Annotated in this window: 15 protein-coding genes; 12 read left to right on the forward strand and 3 right to left on the reverse strand. The window is 40.0% G+C overall.

The features are described 5' to 3' along the window. The first annotated feature begins 19 nt into the window (after nucleotides 1–19). The 12 genes from sctV to AOM43_RS02065 all read left to right on the forward strand — a co-directional run bounded on the left by sctV (nucleotide 20) and on the right by AOM43_RS02065 (nucleotide 13,023). A complete protein-coding gene (sctV, locus tag AOM43_RS02010; protein WP_036746518.1) occupies nucleotides 20–2,188 on the forward strand; it encodes a type III secretion system export apparatus subunit SctV in 2,169 nt (722 codons plus the stop codon). Nucleotides 2,189–2,245: 57 nt separating this feature from the next. Next, nucleotides 2,246–3,436: an HrpJ domain-containing protein gene (locus AOM43_RS02015; RefSeq protein ID WP_059358820.1), complete on the forward strand. Its 1,191-nt coding sequence runs from the start codon at nucleotides 2,246–2,248 to the stop codon at nucleotides 3,434–3,436. Nucleotides 3,437–3,456: 20 nt separating this feature from the next. After that, complete coding sequence (locus AOM43_RS02020; RefSeq protein WP_006342273.1) at nucleotides 3,457–3,927, forward strand: CesT family type III secretion system chaperone; 471 nt, start codon at nucleotides 3,457–3,459, stop codon at nucleotides 3,925–3,927. A 75-nt stretch (nucleotides 3,928–4,002) separates the two neighbouring features. Next, nucleotides 4,003–4,245 (forward strand): hypothetical protein, encoded by a 243-nt coding sequence (locus AOM43_RS02025; RefSeq protein WP_013924566.1) that lies wholly within the window; start codon nucleotides 4,003–4,005, stop codon nucleotides 4,243–4,245. Next, nucleotides 4,235–5,497 carry a class I adenylate-forming enzyme family protein gene (locus AOM43_RS02030; RefSeq protein ID WP_039376398.1) on the forward strand — a complete coding sequence of 421 codons (1,263 nt, stop codon included), beginning with the start codon at nucleotides 4,235–4,237 and terminating at the stop codon, nucleotides 5,495–5,497. Before AOM43_RS02025 ends, AOM43_RS02030 begins: the two co-directional genes overlap by 11 nt. Next, nucleotides 5,469–6,218, forward strand: a complete 750-nt coding sequence (locus tag AOM43_RS02035) for an SDR family NAD(P)-dependent oxidoreductase (protein ID WP_006342276.1) — start codon at nucleotides 5,469–5,471, stop codon at nucleotides 6,216–6,218. Before AOM43_RS02030 ends, AOM43_RS02035 begins: the two co-directional genes overlap by 29 nt. 10 nt (nucleotides 6,219–6,228) lie before the next feature. Further along, nucleotides 6,229–7,050 carry an AAC(3) family N-acetyltransferase gene (locus AOM43_RS02040; RefSeq protein ID WP_013924563.1) on the forward strand — a complete coding sequence of 274 codons (822 nt, stop codon included), beginning with the start codon at nucleotides 6,229–6,231 and terminating at the stop codon, nucleotides 7,048–7,050. A gap of 11 nt (nucleotides 7,051–7,061) precedes the next feature. Beyond that, the gene (locus tag AOM43_RS02045) at nucleotides 7,062–8,345 is read left to right on the forward strand and encodes a DUF4910 domain-containing protein (RefSeq protein ID WP_226987362.1); all 1,284 of its coding nucleotides are present in this window, start codon (nucleotides 7,062–7,064) and stop codon (nucleotides 8,343–8,345) included. A 215-nt stretch (nucleotides 8,346–8,560) separates the two neighbouring features. Continuing rightward, nucleotides 8,561–9,886, forward strand: a complete 1,326-nt coding sequence (locus AOM43_RS02050; RefSeq protein WP_013924562.1) for a DnaJ domain-containing protein — start codon at nucleotides 8,561–8,563, stop codon at nucleotides 9,884–9,886. A gap of 43 nt (nucleotides 9,887–9,929) precedes the next feature. Next, nucleotides 9,930–11,615, forward strand: a complete 1,686-nt coding sequence (locus AOM43_RS02055) for an AAA family ATPase (protein ID WP_059358822.1) — start codon at nucleotides 9,930–9,932, stop codon at nucleotides 11,613–11,615. Then, nucleotides 11,612–12,271, forward strand: coding sequence for a hypothetical protein (locus tag AOM43_RS02060; protein WP_013924560.1), 660 nt, complete (start codon nucleotides 11,612–11,614; stop codon nucleotides 12,269–12,271). The genes AOM43_RS02055 and AOM43_RS02060 overlap by 4 nt, the downstream gene beginning before the upstream one ends. Before the next feature lie 398 nt (nucleotides 12,272–12,669). Then, nucleotides 12,670–13,023, forward strand: coding sequence for a hypothetical protein (locus AOM43_RS02065; RefSeq protein ID WP_013924558.1), 354 nt, complete (start codon nucleotides 12,670–12,672; stop codon nucleotides 13,021–13,023). Nucleotides 13,024–13,570: 547 nt separating this feature from the next. Here the strand turns inward: AOM43_RS02065 and AOM43_RS02070 are convergent. The 3 genes from AOM43_RS02070 to AOM43_RS02080 all read right to left on the reverse strand — a co-directional run bounded on the left by AOM43_RS02070 (nucleotide 13,571) and on the right by AOM43_RS02080 (nucleotide 17,203). Next, nucleotides 13,571–13,975 (reverse strand): hypothetical protein, encoded by a 405-nt coding sequence (locus AOM43_RS02070; RefSeq protein ID WP_226987363.1) that lies wholly within the window; start codon nucleotides 13,973–13,975, stop codon nucleotides 13,571–13,573. A gap of 407 nt (nucleotides 13,976–14,382) precedes the next feature. Continuing rightward, nucleotides 14,383–15,048 carry a hypothetical protein gene (locus AOM43_RS02075; RefSeq protein WP_152618831.1) on the reverse strand — a complete coding sequence of 222 codons (666 nt, stop codon included), beginning with the start codon at nucleotides 15,046–15,048 and terminating at the stop codon, nucleotides 14,383–14,385. 7 nt (nucleotides 15,049–15,055) lie between these two features. Next, a complete protein-coding gene (locus AOM43_RS02080; RefSeq protein ID WP_059358826.1) occupies nucleotides 15,056–17,203 on the reverse strand; it encodes a 3-hydroxyacyl-CoA dehydrogenase NAD-binding domain-containing protein in 2,148 nt (715 codons plus the stop codon). Nucleotide 17,204: the final 1 nt, after the last annotated feature.

The following is a 17,204-nucleotide window of genomic DNA, read 5'->3' on the forward strand; positions in this document are numbered from 1 at the left end:
TACAAAAAAAATGGATTTAATACGTAGAATTCTTGATGGTATAACTAGCAGATTGGGCGGTGAAAGATCGCTAGACACCATCTCCCGGTCGAGTGACATTGCTTTAGCGTTGTTGATCATTTGTATTATGGCAATGATCATCATCCCGGTTAATCCGCATATCATCGACTTCTTAATCGCCTTAAACTTAACGGCTTCAGTAGCGCTTTTGATGGTAGCCCTTTACATCCCCAGTGCTGTGCACCTTTCCATTTTCCCCTCCCTACTTCTGATTACGACGTTGTATCGGCTGGGGGTTAACATTGCTTCCACACGACAAATTTTGCTTCATGCGAATGCCGGTGATATTATTTTCCAGTTCGGTCAATTCGTGGTGGGTGGTAACTTCGTTGTCGGTGGTGTTATCTTTCTTATCATCACGCTTGTGCAGTTTATTGTGATCACCAAGGGTGCGGAACGGGTAGCGGAAGTCGCAGCACGTTTCACTTTGGATGCGATGCCTGGTAAGCAAATGAGTATTGACGCCGATATGCGCGCTGGTATCCTCGATTCAAATCAAGCCCGAGAAAAACGTCTAGCCATCCAAAAAGAGAGCCAGTTATATGGTGCGATGGATGGTGCGATGAAATTCGTTAAAGGGGATGCGATTGCAGGTATCGTGATCACCCTGATCAACATCATCGGGGGGATGATCATCGGGATGACATTGAATGGCATGCCTGCTATGGATGCCGTAACAACTTATTCTCTCCTCTCTATTGGGGATGGTCTCGTATCTCAAATCCCCGCCCTATTAATCTCGATTACAGCCGGTATTGTCACAACCCGTGTCTCGAGCGATAAAGCCGAAAGTAACTTGGGTAGTGAGATCTCGGGTCAAATTTTAAAACAACCAAAAGCGCTGTTGATTTCCGCAGGATTCTTAATGGGTATGGCAGCTATTCCCGGTTTCCCAAAACCTCCTTTTTTGATCTTTGCCTCCGCTTTAGGACTTTTAGGCTACTCTCTTTGGGTTTCCGAAAAACAAAAAGTAGAAGCTGCTAGAACGGGAGGAGGAGCTGGAGGAGGGACAATCTCTTCTGCGGCCGATACCTCCACGGTAGATATGGGTGTCCAAGGACACAAGGTGGTCTCGGGTGGTGGTATAGATAGCTACGCTTTAACACTTCCCGTGGTATTAGAGTGCGGATCGAGCTTAAGCCAAGAAATTCAAAAAGCACAAAAGGGACAAAGCTTTATCGACAAAATGATTCCGAAGATGCGCCAGGCACTTTATGCGGATTTAGGTGTGAGATTCCCAGGTGTACACGTCAGAACAGACTCCCCTATTTTGGAAAAAGATGAATATTCGATTCATTTAAACGAAGTCCCCATTGTCAAAGGTCGAGTTTTAGAAGGATTTGTTCTCACCAATGAAAGTGAAGAAAACTTGAAACGTTATAATCTTTCTTACACAACCTATAAAAGTGCCTTGGGTCTTCCATCGCTTTGGGTAGAAAGCAAAAATATTGATTTGCTTAACAAAGCAGGTGTCAAGTACTGGAATTCTCTAGAAGTGATGATTTTGCATATTTCGTACTTCTTCCGTACATACGCCAACGAATTTGTGGGAATTCAAGAAGTCAAATCGATGTTGGAATTCGTGGAAAAATCATTCCCCGACCTTGTCAAAGAAGTCACTCGCTTAATTCCTCTTCAAAAGATGACGGACATTTTCAAACGTCTCATCCAAGAACAGGTCTCAATTAAAGACTTAAGAACCATTCTCGAATCCTTAAGCGAATGGGCCCAGACCGAAAAAGATACAGTGCTTTTAACTGAATACGTTCGTTCCTCTTTAAAACGATATATTAGTTACAAATATTCACAGGGGCAGTCTGTTCTTTCTGTGTATATCTTAGATCCCGAAATCGAAGACATGGTGCGCGGTGCGATTAAGCAAACATCTGCAGGGTCATACCTTGCACTCGATCCCGATTCAGTTCAGCTCATTTTGCAGGGTGTCCGCAACACCGTTGCGCCTCCGCCTCCAGGCGGGCAACCTCCTGTATTGTTAACTGCCATTGACGTTAGACGCTTTGTGAGAAAATTGATTGAAATGGAATTTACTGATATTTCGGTCGTCTCGTACCAAGAAATTGTACCTGAAATCCGTATTCAACCCCTAGGACGTGTCCAATTGACCTAACACGCAGTGCTTGACGCCTTTATTTTTTTGAATCTTGTTTGAACCTCGGAGGTTCGCATGCCCGATTGGAATATCCAACAAGGACTTTCTGATAGCCGAGTCAATGTGACGCTCGAAGCGATGAAACAAGTCCAACAGGAAACAAAGGAAGAGCTTACCGCGGAGCAAGCGGAAAGTAAGTTAGCTTTCCAAGAGTCGCAAAAGGAGATTAGTAATCCTTTTGCAGCTCGCCTAACTAAAAAGGAAAAGCCACTTTCTGCGCAGCGCGGTCGCGTGCAAAAATCGGGGAAAATGGGAGAAAAAGCTGATAGATTGCTACCTCTACAAGCAATTAAGGATGCAGCTAGTCAATTTCAAGGAAGGAACCCAGAGCTTAAAGCTCAAATCCTTGTTCTTTTGCGTGAACAAATCAAACCTGATGACTCCAAGGAAGAAATTTTACGCAAAATTTTAGAGTTTTATCCCGACGTCTCCTTAGCTGATGAGGCCCTTGAATTTCTCCTCGAAACGACCGATGGAGAGCTCTACCAAAAAATTAAAGAGATTAAGGAAGAATTTAGCCAACAAAACGATCGCGAAATTGCAGCTGGGCGCAACATCAGTGCGCAAGCACGTCAAGCAGCTGACGCTGGTTTGGGTACACCGACCACATTGCGAGATATGTATCGAGATATCACGGGAACTCCTCGCGATTCAACCTCCCTCTTCCAAGAACTCTCTCAAAGATATCCGTTCAACGAGCTTAAAAAAGTGGTCTCTTTCCTCCTCCACTCTCTTGGGAGTGATTTAAAATCCAAAGGCCCCTCTATTCCACGGGGTCAGCTACACCGTCTTATTACAGAAACCCGCTCGCTCCAGGCCATTTTAGGTGTATACCGCTTCTTTCAAGGTCGCATGAATCTTATGCATAGCCTCTTTAGCAAAGAGGGATTAGATTTCCCCGAACAATTGACTTTCGAAATGATGGCCAAACAATTTATGTCTCTTGCGACTGAACGTTATCCTTCTGCCGATAAAGTCTTACAAAGAGCTGTTAAATTAGGCATTGAAGATTGGATCTTAGCTAAAATTATTGCTTTTAGCCAATTTCGAGATGCTGTACGTGAAGTCGCCATGAACCAAATTTATAAATCCCTCCAACACCGGGATGAGCTTTTGCTGGCAATCATTGAAGCTCTAGAAGACTTGGAAGATGACCTTGAGGAACAAGAGGAAAAAGAACAGGAAGAAGAGGAAGATAAAGAATAATTCCCTATCAGAGGTTTATTATGGTCTCAGATCTTTTTGATACTTTGCTGGCTGAAGTTGGACAAAAATTGAAGATAAACGATCTCCATGCAGATCGCAATCACTCCTGCCTGATTAACTTCAAAGAGGGTATTTCTATTCAAATTGAAAGAGAAACGCGGGGTGAGCGCATGATCTTTGGTACAACAATTGGATCGATCCCCCCCAGTAAATATCGAGAAAATGTCTTTCGCGAAGCCCTTCGAGCAAATGGATTGCAAGAGCCTCGCATCGGCGCGTTTGCATACAGTAAACAATCCGATCAATTGATTCTATATGGAACTTTGCCCATGCAAGACTTAACGAGCGAGAAGATTGTGGCTTTTCTAATCCCATTTAAAGAAAAAGCAGTTCAATGGAAAACAGCCATCGAAAGAGGAGATATTCCTTCCTTAGTTGGAACGCAAGCATCTCCCGGAAGTGGAGGCGGTATGTTTGGTCTTCGCCCTTAATGCATTGCCTAGTTGACAGCAAAAACTCTGAAAATTATATTGCCACATACTCAGTTAATGCTACCCGGAGCAGGAATGCCATCGTCACAATCCATTGAATTAGTCATCCAAACCATCCAAGAGGTTACGCAAGAGCAACAAAAGGCGTTTACACCTCTTAAAGCTGATACACGCATTTTAACCGATACATCTTTAGATTCCCTAGACCTTGCCATTGTCGTGGTCAAGCTCGAAGAAAAATCCGGTAAGGATCCGTTTAAAAATGGCTTTATTCCTTTCTCTACCATAGAGGAACTCGCAACACTCTATGACAACTGATTTTCTCTTTTTGTTTGATCAAACCGTTTCTAAAGATGCATTTGAAGAAGATGTACGCAAGCATAAAGCCCTTTTTGGCCACCACACTACAATTCTCATTCGAACATCAAATGTACGATCGCTTTTTGCAGCGATCATTGCCGCAAGAGACCTTCAAATCGCTTTATATGTTTGCCCTTTAATTGTACTTGATTTCCAGATTCAAAAGTTATTACACGAATGGCCAATCTCTCTTTACTTAAGTGAAGACAACTCCATTGAGTTTTCTCAAAATGTGGGCACCCCTTCAGAACCGCGTTTAGGTATTTTTACTTCAGGAACGCTGGGAGAGCCCAAAATTGCCCTGCATAAGTGGGAAGCTATCCAAACTCCTTCTCATTTTGTGCCTAGCTATCTGCACAAGAAAAGCTGGTTATTAAGCTATGCACCTTGGTCTTATGCCGGCCTGCAAGTTTTTTTCGCTGCTTTAAACAGTCAAGGCAGCTTGTATTATGACGATAACCATTTTGAGCAAATTGCCGAAGGGATTCTCAAGCATCAAATTTCGATTATCTCAGCGACTCCTACCTTTTGGAGGATGCTGATCTCCACATGGCCTTCCCACATTACCCCACCGAAACTTCTACAAGCCACTCTTGGCGGTGAAATTGTCGACCAACAAACCATTGACCTAGTTGGGGCTTTTTTTCATCCCCAACGATTAACGCACATTTATGCCTCCACAGAAACTGGAAGTGCCATTGTTGTGTCAGATAGAGACGCGGGCTTCCCGACATCTTTCCTTAATCAAGGTGAAAAAAGTGGCGCTCAATTGCGCATTAATGCAGAAAATGAGTTAGAGGTGTTAGCTCCCCACGGAATGGAGGGCTACCTAAGCGCTCCAAATATACACAACACATGGATTCCTACCGGTGATTTGGTAGAAATTAAACAAGATCGTGTTTATTTTGTGGGACGTAAAGATGGACGTATCAATAGTGGAGGGAGAAAAGTCTCTCCAGAAGAAATAGAGCAAGCGATCAATAGCTTAAAAGATGTCGAAGATAGCCTTGTCTATGCGCGAAAAAGCCCTATTGTAGGCTCTTTGATCGTGGCAGATATCAAAATGCGACAATCTAAAATATTTGATCCTGCAGCTATCAAACAAGAGCTAAAAAAAATTTTAGAGGATTATAAAATTCCTCATCTTATTCGGAGGGTAGACCACTTTGCAATCTCAAGTAATGGAAAAAAAATCCGCGATCTCCTCTAAACATCTCATCCTCTCAGGAGGTTCGAAAGGGCTAGGATTGGCTTTGTCTAAGTATTTGCTGGAACAGGGTTACAAAGTCAGTACTTTTAGTCGTTATGCAACTCCCGATGTTCAACTTTTACAAAATCATTACCCAAATCACTATTACTTTGCCTGTGTGGATAACTCCCATTCGGAACAGCTTGAACAATTTTGTGAACAGGCGATTTCCATTCAAGGAAACATCTATGGCGTGATTAATAATGCTGCTGTCGCCGTCGATGGGATCTTCGCTACCTTGCCAGAAATTGAAATCGAAAAAATGCTAACAGTCAACTTAACTGGAGCGTTGCTATTAACTCGTCTCTGCTTGCGCAATATGCTGACCTCACATACACCCGGCAGAATCCTCTCAATCAGTTCTGTAGCAGGAACTCGTGGAGCAAAGGGACTGGTAGTTTACTCCTCCACAAAGGCCGCTTTAGAAGGCATGACGCGCAGTTTAGCGAGAGAAGTCGGTTCTAAACAGATTACAGCGAATGTGGTCGCCCCGGGCTATATGGTAACAGATCTTTCCTCTTCACTTTCATCTGACCAACAGCAAACCATCGTGCGAAGAACACCTTTAGGCCGGCTAGCAGAGTTTGATGATGTCGCACCGTTGGTCGAATTTTTGCTTTCAGAAAAAGGAAGATTTATTACAGGCCAAACCCTTGTCGTCGATGGCGGACTTTCAGTCTAAAGGATTAACCATGCTACAGCTCAATCAGGAAACAATTCAAACTGGATTCAGGCAACTAGGCATTTGTGAAGGAGATGTGGTTCTCGTTCATAGTGATTTATTGCGATTGGGAATCCCTGAGCAAGCTAAAAATCGGGAAGCTATTTTAAATTTTTATCTAAATGCTTTTCAGAGTATTCTTGGCAAAAAAGGAACCATCGCTGTTCCCGCTTATTTTTATGAATATGCAAGACATGGCATTCCCTTTGATACGGAATACTCCCCTGTATCCAAATCTTTGGGAGCATTCAGTGCACATATTTGCACCTTACAAGGAAAAGTTCGCAGTGGAAATCCCCTTCAAAGTATTGCGGCAATTGGCCCTCATGCTGAATATATTTCAGGAGGTAATTCCTTAAGTGGTTACGGAATCAATTCGCCTTGGCATCGTTTACACTCGCTGAATGCAAAAATGGTTTTTATTGGAATTGGAATGGAAACAATGACTTATGTGCACCACATCGAACAAGAAGTTGGAGTCCCTCATTTATACTTTAAAGTCTATCCCTATCCAGTAACACGTGGAGACAATCCTATTCCTGGATACCCTGTAAGTGCTGTACGTTACTTAAATTATGGAATTGAATATAACTTAAAACCTTTTGAAAGCCTTCTCTTGCAAAGAGGATTAGCTCGCTCGATATCTGTAGGAAAAGGAAATATTTTATCCGTGTCCACCGAAGATACCTTTCAAGAAGGTGTCAAATATTTAGAAAACAATATCTACGCATTCTTACAAGCCCCACCAAAATTTATTGCCGGACAAATCCCCTTTGATGGAGTCCCTAAATGAAGGAAACGACCATGCCTCATTCTTTAGCTTACGATCTGATCTGTGATCTTTGGCAGAGAAACCGCAATTTTTGCTCGACCGACTATGACTTTTGCTTAGATCACATCAACGCTTTAATTCCTTTAAAAATTTACACTTATCCTGCAAATGATATTTTCAATGGTTGGACGATTCCTCCCAAATGGGATTTGATAAAAGGAGAAATTTGGAAAGATGGACAGTGCATTTTTCAATCGACCACTCCTCTGAACGTGATTGGATTATCTACAAACTTTTCAGGAACAGTTTCTTTAGATACACTCAAAAAGCATCTTCACTTTGATGCCCGCTTTCCACAAGCCGTCCCCTACCATTTCAGACAGAACTATCGTCCATGGAGTAGAGATTGGGGATTTTGTGTAACACAAGACTTTTATAACTCATTGACTGAGGGGACATATGAAGTCAAACTCGTCACGCAAGAGTCTGAAGGGTATTTAAAAGTTGCGGAACACACACATGCTGGAGAAAATCCAGAAACTTTTGTTTTTGTTGCACACCTTGATCATGGTGGTATGGCGAATGACGATCTCGCCGGCGTAGCCGTGGGAGTGGAACTTTTTTATCGCCTTCTTCCAAAAAAAACCAAATTCACATACAAATTTGTACTAGTGCAAGAAATCATCGGCTCTGCCTATTACTTAGGAAAGTCGCCTGAAACACAAAAAAATGTTTTGGAATCGATTTTTTTAGAGATGCTTGGTTCAAACACCCCTCTTGCTTTGCAATATTCTCATCGTGAAAAAGGTCAGTTAGAAAGTATTCTGGCACATCTTCTTAAAAATAAGTCGGGCTTTCGAGAAGGTGCTTTTCGTAGTGTGATTTGTAACGATGAGATGGTATGGGAGAGCTATGGAATTCCAATGTCTAGCATTTCCCGCTTTCCTTACCCCGAATACCATTCTGATTTAGACAACCCTTCCATTATCGATCAAAAAGCCTTAGATGAATCTGTGTCTATGCTTCTCGAAACAATTGAAATACTTGATCAACAAACCTTGATGCGTAAAAAGTTCTCAGGCGTCGTTGCAACTGCAAATCCCGCATACGATCTTTATGTAGAACCTGGTCAAAGAGCATTTGGAATATCGGTCGATGAAGATCAGAAAAAGCTGCGTCTTTTGATGGACCTGCTCCCTATCCTTCCCCAAGAATGTTTTGTTGAGCAGATAGCCAAAGACATCCAGGCTCCAGCTGATCTTGTTCTCCAATATTTGCTGCGTTGGAAAGAGAAAGGTCTGATAGAACTATTTTAAAAAAACTCTTGATCAATTTAGACTCGTGTTGCCCCCTCTCTATAACCCTATACATTAAAAATTTGCCTATCTTTCTAAGTTTAATAAGCTCCCAAATGATTAAGAATCTTTACTTTTCAAAACATCAAATGTTTTTTTATGAAAAAAAAATATACAAAAATCTCAAAGAAAAGTTATGTTTCATTTTTTTAGTTTAAATTTTATAGAGGAGCATCATGATTCCTGCAGTTTTAGATCGATTCAGCGAATCGACAGATTTCACGACTTTTCAACCAATATCCGTTCAAGGAAGAAAAATATATAGATTTAAGTTTTCAGCAAATTCTGATGAAATTGAAAAATTTACGGATATTATTCTAAATTTTCTCAAAGAAAATAAAGAGCGTTCAGAAACTGCTTTCATCCCAACTTTTAAAGTCACTAGAGAAACACTAAAAAATAAATTTATTAAACATCCGGTACAAATTCTTATTTTCAATGCTCAAACAGTGTCTTTAACCCACAAGCAACATGCCCCTTCAGATGCTCAGCGAGAGATCAAAGACACATTTTTTACGAACACGCTGCTTACAAACCCAGTGTGTTGCATGCAAAACCATCAATTCGAAAAAAAACGTTTAGAAGCATGGTTCGAAAACGGGGGAAAAAATTGCCCTGCAGGTAGCGCTAGTGGAGAGCATGGAATCGATACGTTAGAAATTGACAGCCAAATAAAAGACATGATCATTAGTTATCATGCAGAAAAAAAGAAAAAGGCCGAGATTCTCTCTGCACAGGAAAAGTTGAAAGAAAAAATCGATAACTATGAGGTGAAAAATGCTGAACTCACAACAGCAGTTAGCAAACTTTCCATCGATCGCTTAAGACAATACCAACAATCGGTCGATTTTAAAAAAGAGCTGCAATTACAAAAAAGGGAAATTAATTTTCTGCGGCAACTAAAGAATTTAGACCCTTGGACAATCGTGGGAGCTTTATCAAAAGTCGTGGTTAAAGTTGGTGGTAAACATATTACCATTTCCTTATGTAAGGCTCTAGCAGGGATCCTTACTAAAGAAGGTACTAAAGAAGCAGGAAAAGCTTTGGGCAAAAGCATTGCTAAAAAAATTCCTTTTGTAAGCCTTGCTATAGGTATTGCGCTCGGTTGTTATCGCTTTTACAATGGGGAATGGATTAGAGGTGTAGGAGAAATAGTTTCTGGTGCATTTGCAATGATCCCTATCTGGGGAACAGCAGTTTCAATGCTTATTGACATCAGTTTGGTGGGTACCGATATGTATGAAGCGATGAACCAGAAAGATAATCGCCCTCCCTCTTCACCTACCGTGCAAATTGAATTAAAGGGTGCTTACGAAGCCTTAGGACTTGAAGACAATCCAACAAAAGAGGACGTTGATAATGCTTGGAAGGCGCTATCTAAAGAACTACATCCAGATACTAGTATGGATTTAGGAGAACATGCCATAGAGAGCTTCACTGAGCTAACAACATTTTTAAATGTGCTTAAAGACTTTATCTATCGTGAACGTAAATGGGACTAAGTAAATAGCGACCATGAATTTGAAAACAAACAAGAGCCTGAACATGCAAAAACCTTTAGCCCTATATGATCCAGTGGATATATTTAATGTTGCGACAGAAATATTCCCCGGTGCCAAAGCAAAAATTAATTTTGATGAATCGCAATCTTTTACGTTCAATATAAGACTACATCCAGACACACCTCTTGTGTCTCTAAGCTCTGGAGTAGACCCAAAAGAATTTTACGCTAGCATTGTTGAAATGCTAGAACAGATTAACCTAAATAGGGTGACTAATACTTCTCTTGAAGCCATAACGTTAGATCCGAGCAGATTTTCTTTATTCAAACCACTTTCAAATTGGCAAAGATTTACTCGCATTATGTACGAGAATAAGTACAACTGCAAATGTGCTGACATCATTCTTAGTTATTTAGAAACTTCGCATCAAATTAATATTTTAAAAGAATTAGGATTAGATCCTGAAAGCATAAAAAACAACCTGTGTGAAAGAGATTTAATCTATTTCCGAGAACTTTTTGAAAAGCATCAACATTTATCACAAAATGAAAAAACTCTTTTCTTAAAAAAATTAAAGCAATTTTATCCTAATGTTTACGATAAAATCCTCGAAGAAAAAGCGCAAAATGAGCTCGATGAAGGCCTTAAAAAGGCCGATGTCGCTTATGATCGGATAAAAAAAGAATTAAAAAAACGAGTCGCAGGACAAGAACATGCGATTTCTGAGATGGCGGCTCTACTTAGCTTACCAAAAGCAAAATCCACCAATCAGGTTTATTTATATGTAGGCCCAACAGGTGTGGGTAAAACAGAATTAGCGAAAGCTGTGGCTGGCCTTAAAAATGACCGTATCATTATTCTGACAATGCAACAATTTACACATGAAAGTAGCATTACTAAACTTTTTGGTTCCTCTACAGGGTATCTTGGAGCTTCAGATCTCCCGCCCTTAGGTAAAGACTTTGAACGATTTTCTCCTGTTTTGGTTAAAACAGAAGGTTCAAAAGAGACCTACGAATTGCATGATGTTGTCATCGTCTTTGATGAATTAGAAAAATCGCATGCTCAAGTTAAGCAGTCACTTTTGACCCTTTTTGATGAGGGATATTGCGTTTTTAACTACACAAAGAAAGATAAAAACGTATGTATACAATACAATCTCAAAAACTGTGTGCTCATTTGCACATCAAATCTATTTCAAACACATGTTTTAAAAGCTTTTGGACAAAGGAAAAACATTGCTGAAATCAAAGAATTATTTAGAAAACTTAATGCTAGGGCAACTTCGAATACTGAAGGAAGCTATTCTCCCGAATTTTTAGGTAGATTGGAAATCATCCCTTTTGGACCTATTCCTAGAGGAGAATGCTATCACAACCTTTTAAAAAGGAGCATTCGCCATTTTTTAATAGAGTTAACAGACCTTCTGGAGTGTCGAGAAATTGTCTTAGAGAATGAGCAATCCATTTTAGAAATATTTGAAAAAAAGCTCTACAGAGAAGGTATTGATCTTCGCCAAATAAAGTTATACCTGCTCGAAATAAGAAATATGATAATTGCACAAAAAAGTCAGTGGGGAACTTTGAAGACAAAAAAACTCACACTTTCCAGCGATGACCAGGGAGTTTACATTAAGGTTTCAACATTTTTGGCAGAGCTCAATGTTTACCACGATACACCTGTCCCTCCCCTGCGTCTCGAATCAAATATCTTAAAGGATACACCATGACAACAATCACCAATTCATTTTTCTGGAAACTTCCGACCTCTTGGCCAAACACACAAACATTAAGGACTTCAACAACCCTTATCGTGAACATTGCTGCAAAAGCCATTCAATCGTCGCTTTGTTCTGTTGGAGTTCATTTAGCTACAAGTACAATAAATGCGTTAGGAGCATGCTGCATCCGGCCAATCACAATTGGATGTGCTCTTTATGATAAAAGGTATACGAGAGTGGCTCTAGAATTATTGGCATTGGGATCTCTCCTTTCCCCTCCCACCTACGGACAAATCGTTTGCTTAGCTGTGGATCTTATCAGTGAGGCGTTGAATTTTTATGAGAAATCTCAGGAATCTAACAGTCAAGAAATGGTTCCAGTTAAACGACAAGCGACAGAGCTTTTCAGCACTTTTAAATGGAAAGATAAATTAGATCCAAAGAATCCTGTAGAGGCTCTCAAAATTTTAAATATCCCAGAGGAAGAAGCCCATAACATCGATTACATCACGGCACAATATGAAAAGCTAAAAAATAATCACACCAAAAAAATACAAAAAATTTCTTCTGGTGCTTTTGCAGAACTTATTAAAGATATGCTTGAAGAGGTTGAATTAGCCTATAAGACTTTAAATGAGAGTCTACCAGTACAGACAAACCAGTAAGTTTGATTGGTTCCTGGAGTCATCATACGATTTCAGGAACCAGGCCCATCAAGTAGGATTAATTATCTTCCTTAACATAACTACAGACACGCGTTTTCAATTGCACTTCCAAAAAAAATTCAAGATTCAACCTTGCGTTTCGCCACATGAAAAAGTTCAATTTGTGTAGTTCAACTCAAGCCAAAAAATACCATTTCCCAAAAGAACTAGAGAACATTTTTCGTTTAAGTTTAAAAATCCACTCGGTAACATCATGACACCTTAGAAGTCAAGGTAGAGCATGAAAGCGCAAATGCTTACATTTTCCGGTACAGTTCAAAAACTCTACACATTTCTAGCAGAACTTGTGTACTCGTGCTCCCCTCTTACATCCTGAACCTGTTACCCATAGGTCACATATGGCAGTCACCAGTTCTTCTTTCTGGGAAATTCCCACAAATTGGCCAAATGCACAAACTTTTAGAACTTCGACAACACTTATTGTGAATATTGCAGCAAAAGTTATTAAACAATCGTTTTCTTCTGCAGAAGTACATATAGCCACTGCCATGATAAATGTTTTGGCACCCTGTAGTCTTCGTCCTATCACAATAGCCTGTGCACGACACGACAAAAGATATGCTAAAATAGTTTTAGAATTGCTTGCATTGGGAGCCCTATTTTCAAAGTATGGACAAGTGATTTGTTTTGCCGTTGATCTAATTCAGTTGATTATGAATCATTGTGAAAAAACCTCAAGCGTTCGACAATAGAGAAGCCTCTAACACATTTATTGAACCGCAGGAGTCTAAAGAGACCGTTTCTTCCAATGAAAAAAAGAGATGATCCAAACCCCCTTGACAGAGTACTCGAAAATTTAATTGTCCCATTTATGGGAAGCGTCAAGAAACAATCATATGTAAACTACATGGAAATTTCAGCCAAGCTCTTTTAAAGCACTTATTAAAAAAATGATTGCTGGGGATTAAATTTCTTATAATATGCTTAAAAAGAATCTAGCTCAGGTAAATGGGTAAAACATATTATCTAAATACACCTAAATATATCTTCAAAAGCGTAAAAAAGCATAAGCTATGCGATGGAAGTGATTTTTAAAATCATATGCAAGTAATCTTAAGAATCACTTCAACAAAAAGTTTTAAGGGCGCAATAAATTAGAACCCATCATCACGTCAAACGCAGCTTTTATTAAATTGTATAAAATTACTCAACTTCTTTTTAGCTCCATTGAAAACTTTTCGAAACAAAGAAACCAAAAAATTTGAACGCCGATTTGGGCGATGTGTAAAATCTGTCGTTTTAGCATGAAACCACGCACGCCGGCTTTTGCTCATAGTCACACCCATAACTTGCAATTTCTCTCTTGCCCATGTCGCTGTATACCGAGTACTTGAAAGGCTTTGTCGTGTCTTTTTCGACATCAGCAAGCCTTGCCTTGACTTGTGCACTTGATTTAACCCATGTTCCACTTTTTTCTTGGTATTTTAAATCTTTCTGAGGAATACACTGAGTCTCTATTTCAAGTGTTCCATAAAAAGTTTCTACATAGAAAACAATCACGAAATGTTTTCCTTTTTTTGCATATTTTTGAATTGTCCCATCACTTATTCCCTCAATCACTAATTTGGCAGGCCTGTAATTTGAGCAGCATAAGCATTTTGGATGTGCAACAATAAATGTCACAGCCCAATTTGATTTATCCACATATTTTTGATTATCTAAAACAGACTGGACTCTCTTAGGATAGAACTTCCTTCTTTTGCTCTCGAAGTTTTCCTATCTCTTTCTTGAGTTAATTTAAGCATTGTTTTCTCATCAAAAAAATAGTAGCCGGTGGTCCTTGAACATATGAAGTCATTTATCCTCCAAAAGGGTTGTTTAATAAAAATAAAGATTGAGCGAAAAATCATACGATTTTCAAATTGAATCAAAGAAAAATAATTAGACAGATCAAAATTCAATTAAATAATTTTACTTGAACTGGTTTTAAATTTTTAATTTCAATTACTTAGGGAAGTAAGGCCAATGTATCATAAATTTAAAAACAAATCTTCTCTTCAAATTATTGACAATTTTATGATTAGATCAAGAAGATGGTTGAATACCATCCCCTAAAAACGTGTAATAATGCTCGCAACTAGACCTGCGCAAGCAATGAGAGGAATTGTAACTTTAATGATTTCCCAAGAATATGTCCGGGTTCCTTTAAAACGAACCCAATTTCGATTTAACTCCATGACAGAAAACATCACAAGGCCGGTTATAATGCTACTGAAAATAGAGTTAGTGCGTTGCAGAATGGCCTGTCCTGTCAAAGCTAGAGGTACAATAGGGCTTGACATAATGGCTAAATCATTTTTAAAGGACTTTTCGTTACTAGGAGAACCATTTTTACTTGGTTTTTTCTTTTGATAGCACCGACTGTATAAACGTCTCATTCCACACCAAGCTGCAGAGAAAACTGCGGCTTTCAAGACGAGCACAGGCTGCTGAGCAATCACCTTAAGCCCAACAGCATTCACAATGCAAGCTGACATAAAAGCAACAAAACCTAAAGGATTAAATATCCATTCGATTTTTTTAAATGCAGGTGCCGAAGTTTTACTAACCATGCCAACATTAAGCAATACAATGCTAGCCACACACCCAATTGCGTAAAGTGTCGCATCGTCTTCTTGATTCAATTCCCTGACTTTGCACAAAAGCAAATTGCCAAAGCTAAATCCCAAAAGCGATAAGTCAAATGTCGTCAATCGCGATTCCGTGCTTTCAATCATAAAGTCCTCAATAAAAATTGCGATTCTCTTTTGCCATTTCAAGTAAGAGTTCGCAAGGAGAAAAACGCGCCCCCTCTTTTTGCTCAAATTCTTTGAGTCGATCCACCACGGTTTGAATTCCACGTGAATCAGCATAACGAAGTAATCCCCCTCTAAACGGCGGAAAACCTGTTCCCAAAATGAGAGCCATGTCAATGTCTGAGGGCTTTTGCACAATCTTTTCGGTCAAGCATCGTGCCGCTTCGTTGATCATTAAAAAGATGGAACGATCAACCATTTCTTCGGATGAAAGCTCTTCTTTTGGTTGTCCGATGACTTCAACGATTTTCTGAACTTCCGGATTAACTGTTGGCTTTTTGCTATCATAAAGATAAAAGCCCTTTTCTGTTTTTTTCCCGAAAAGCCCTTTTTGATTCATTCTTTCAATAAGTTCTGGAACTTGCATCCGCTTACCATAGGTCTCTTCAAATATATGAGAAACTTTGCAAGATACATCATTTCCAACTTCATCTGACAGATGAAAAGGCCCCATGGGCATTCCAAAGTCAAGCATAGTTTTTTCAATTTTTTCTATTGAATTGCCTTTTTCAAGAAAACGCACGATCTCATTAGCTCCCATAACAAAAATGCGGTTCACGAGAAATCCTTGACAATCACCCACCACAATAGGTGTCCGACCTAACCGACGGCATGTTTCCACAGCTGTTGCGATGGCTTCATCAGATGTTTGGGTCCCCTTGACAACCTCTACAAGAGGCATCCGATTGGGTGGATTGAAAAAGTGCATCCCCACAAATCGTTCAGGATGCTTCATCACGGATGCCATTTGCGCAATAGTTAATGAAGAGGTATTAGAGGCGATGATGGCATCTGGCCGTAGCTGACTTTCCAATTCATTAAGTAAAGTATGTTTAAGTTCCAAATTTTCCGTAGCCGCCTCCACGACAAGATCAAGCTGTTTAAAGCCCGTGTAATCGATAGTGCCACTGGCTTGTTGAAACTTTAAGATGGCCTGATCTTTATCGAGTTTTTTCAGCTCGATCATCTTTTTGAACAGGCTGTATACATGGCTGTAGCCCTTCGCGACAGCTTCCCAGTTAATATCCTTAAACCGCACAGGGATGTCATGATAGCTAAACAAAAAGATTAAACCTCCACCCATCGTTCCCGCGCCTAAAACACCTGCAGATTTCACGGGTCTAGGAGTTGCTTGGATAGAAATGCCCGCATCTTTTTTAAGGGATTCATTTTGGAAAAACACCTTAACCAAATTTTTGGCATTCATAAATTTGGTGGGAATATTTTCTACGAAATTTTTCTGCTCGATTTCCAACCCTTCATTGAGAGGAAGCGTGTAAGTTTGCTTGATTGTCTCGAGAGCAACAAGGGGTGCGGGGTAAAATCCATGCGTTTTGTCTAGGACCTGCTTTTTAGCTTGATAAAAGATAAGAGCTCTTCCTGCCGGATTTTTTTCTAACAGAAAATTTTGGATGCCACTTTGTTTTCGACGGTTCAAAACTTTTTGCGCAAACTCCGGTTTTAAAATATTTCGAGCAAATTCCAGACTTTTTTCAGGAAAAAACTCCCAAGCAGCGACAGAATCAGCGAGCTTCATTTTGTACGCTTTTACACCATTCACCGTCTTCCCATTTAAAATCATTCCTAAAGCAGATGAAAGCCCAATTAAACGTGGTAAACGCTGCGTTCCTCCCCATCCAGGCATGATCCCCAGTTGAGTCTCTGGAAGGCCTAATGCTGTTTTCGGATGATCAGAAACGATTCGATATTTACATGCAAGTGCGAGTTCTAAGCCACCTCCTAAACAGGCCCCATCAATGGCGGCAATGGTTGGAAAAGGCAATTCTGAAAGCTTTTTATAAACACGGTGACCTAAAGCCAAAATTTTTTCCCCTTGGGAAGGATCCTGAAAAACGGGCTCAAGTTTTTTAAGGTCAACTCCCGCTACAAACTGATGCTCTTTGCCACTTGTAATGAGGAGTAACTTGACACCTGAACTGGGATCAAGCTGCTCGATTAAATTTTCGAGCTCTTCAAGAACTGGCGGTGACAAAACATTCACTTTTTCATGTGGAAGATTAAAAACGAGTTGGCCAATGCCTCCTGGCAGGAGTGAAAATGTAAAAGCAGTTTCCATT

Source organism: Parachlamydia acanthamoebae, assembly GCF_000875975.1.
GTDB lineage: Bacteria > Chlamydiota > Chlamydiia > Chlamydiales > Parachlamydiaceae > Parachlamydia > Parachlamydia acanthamoebae.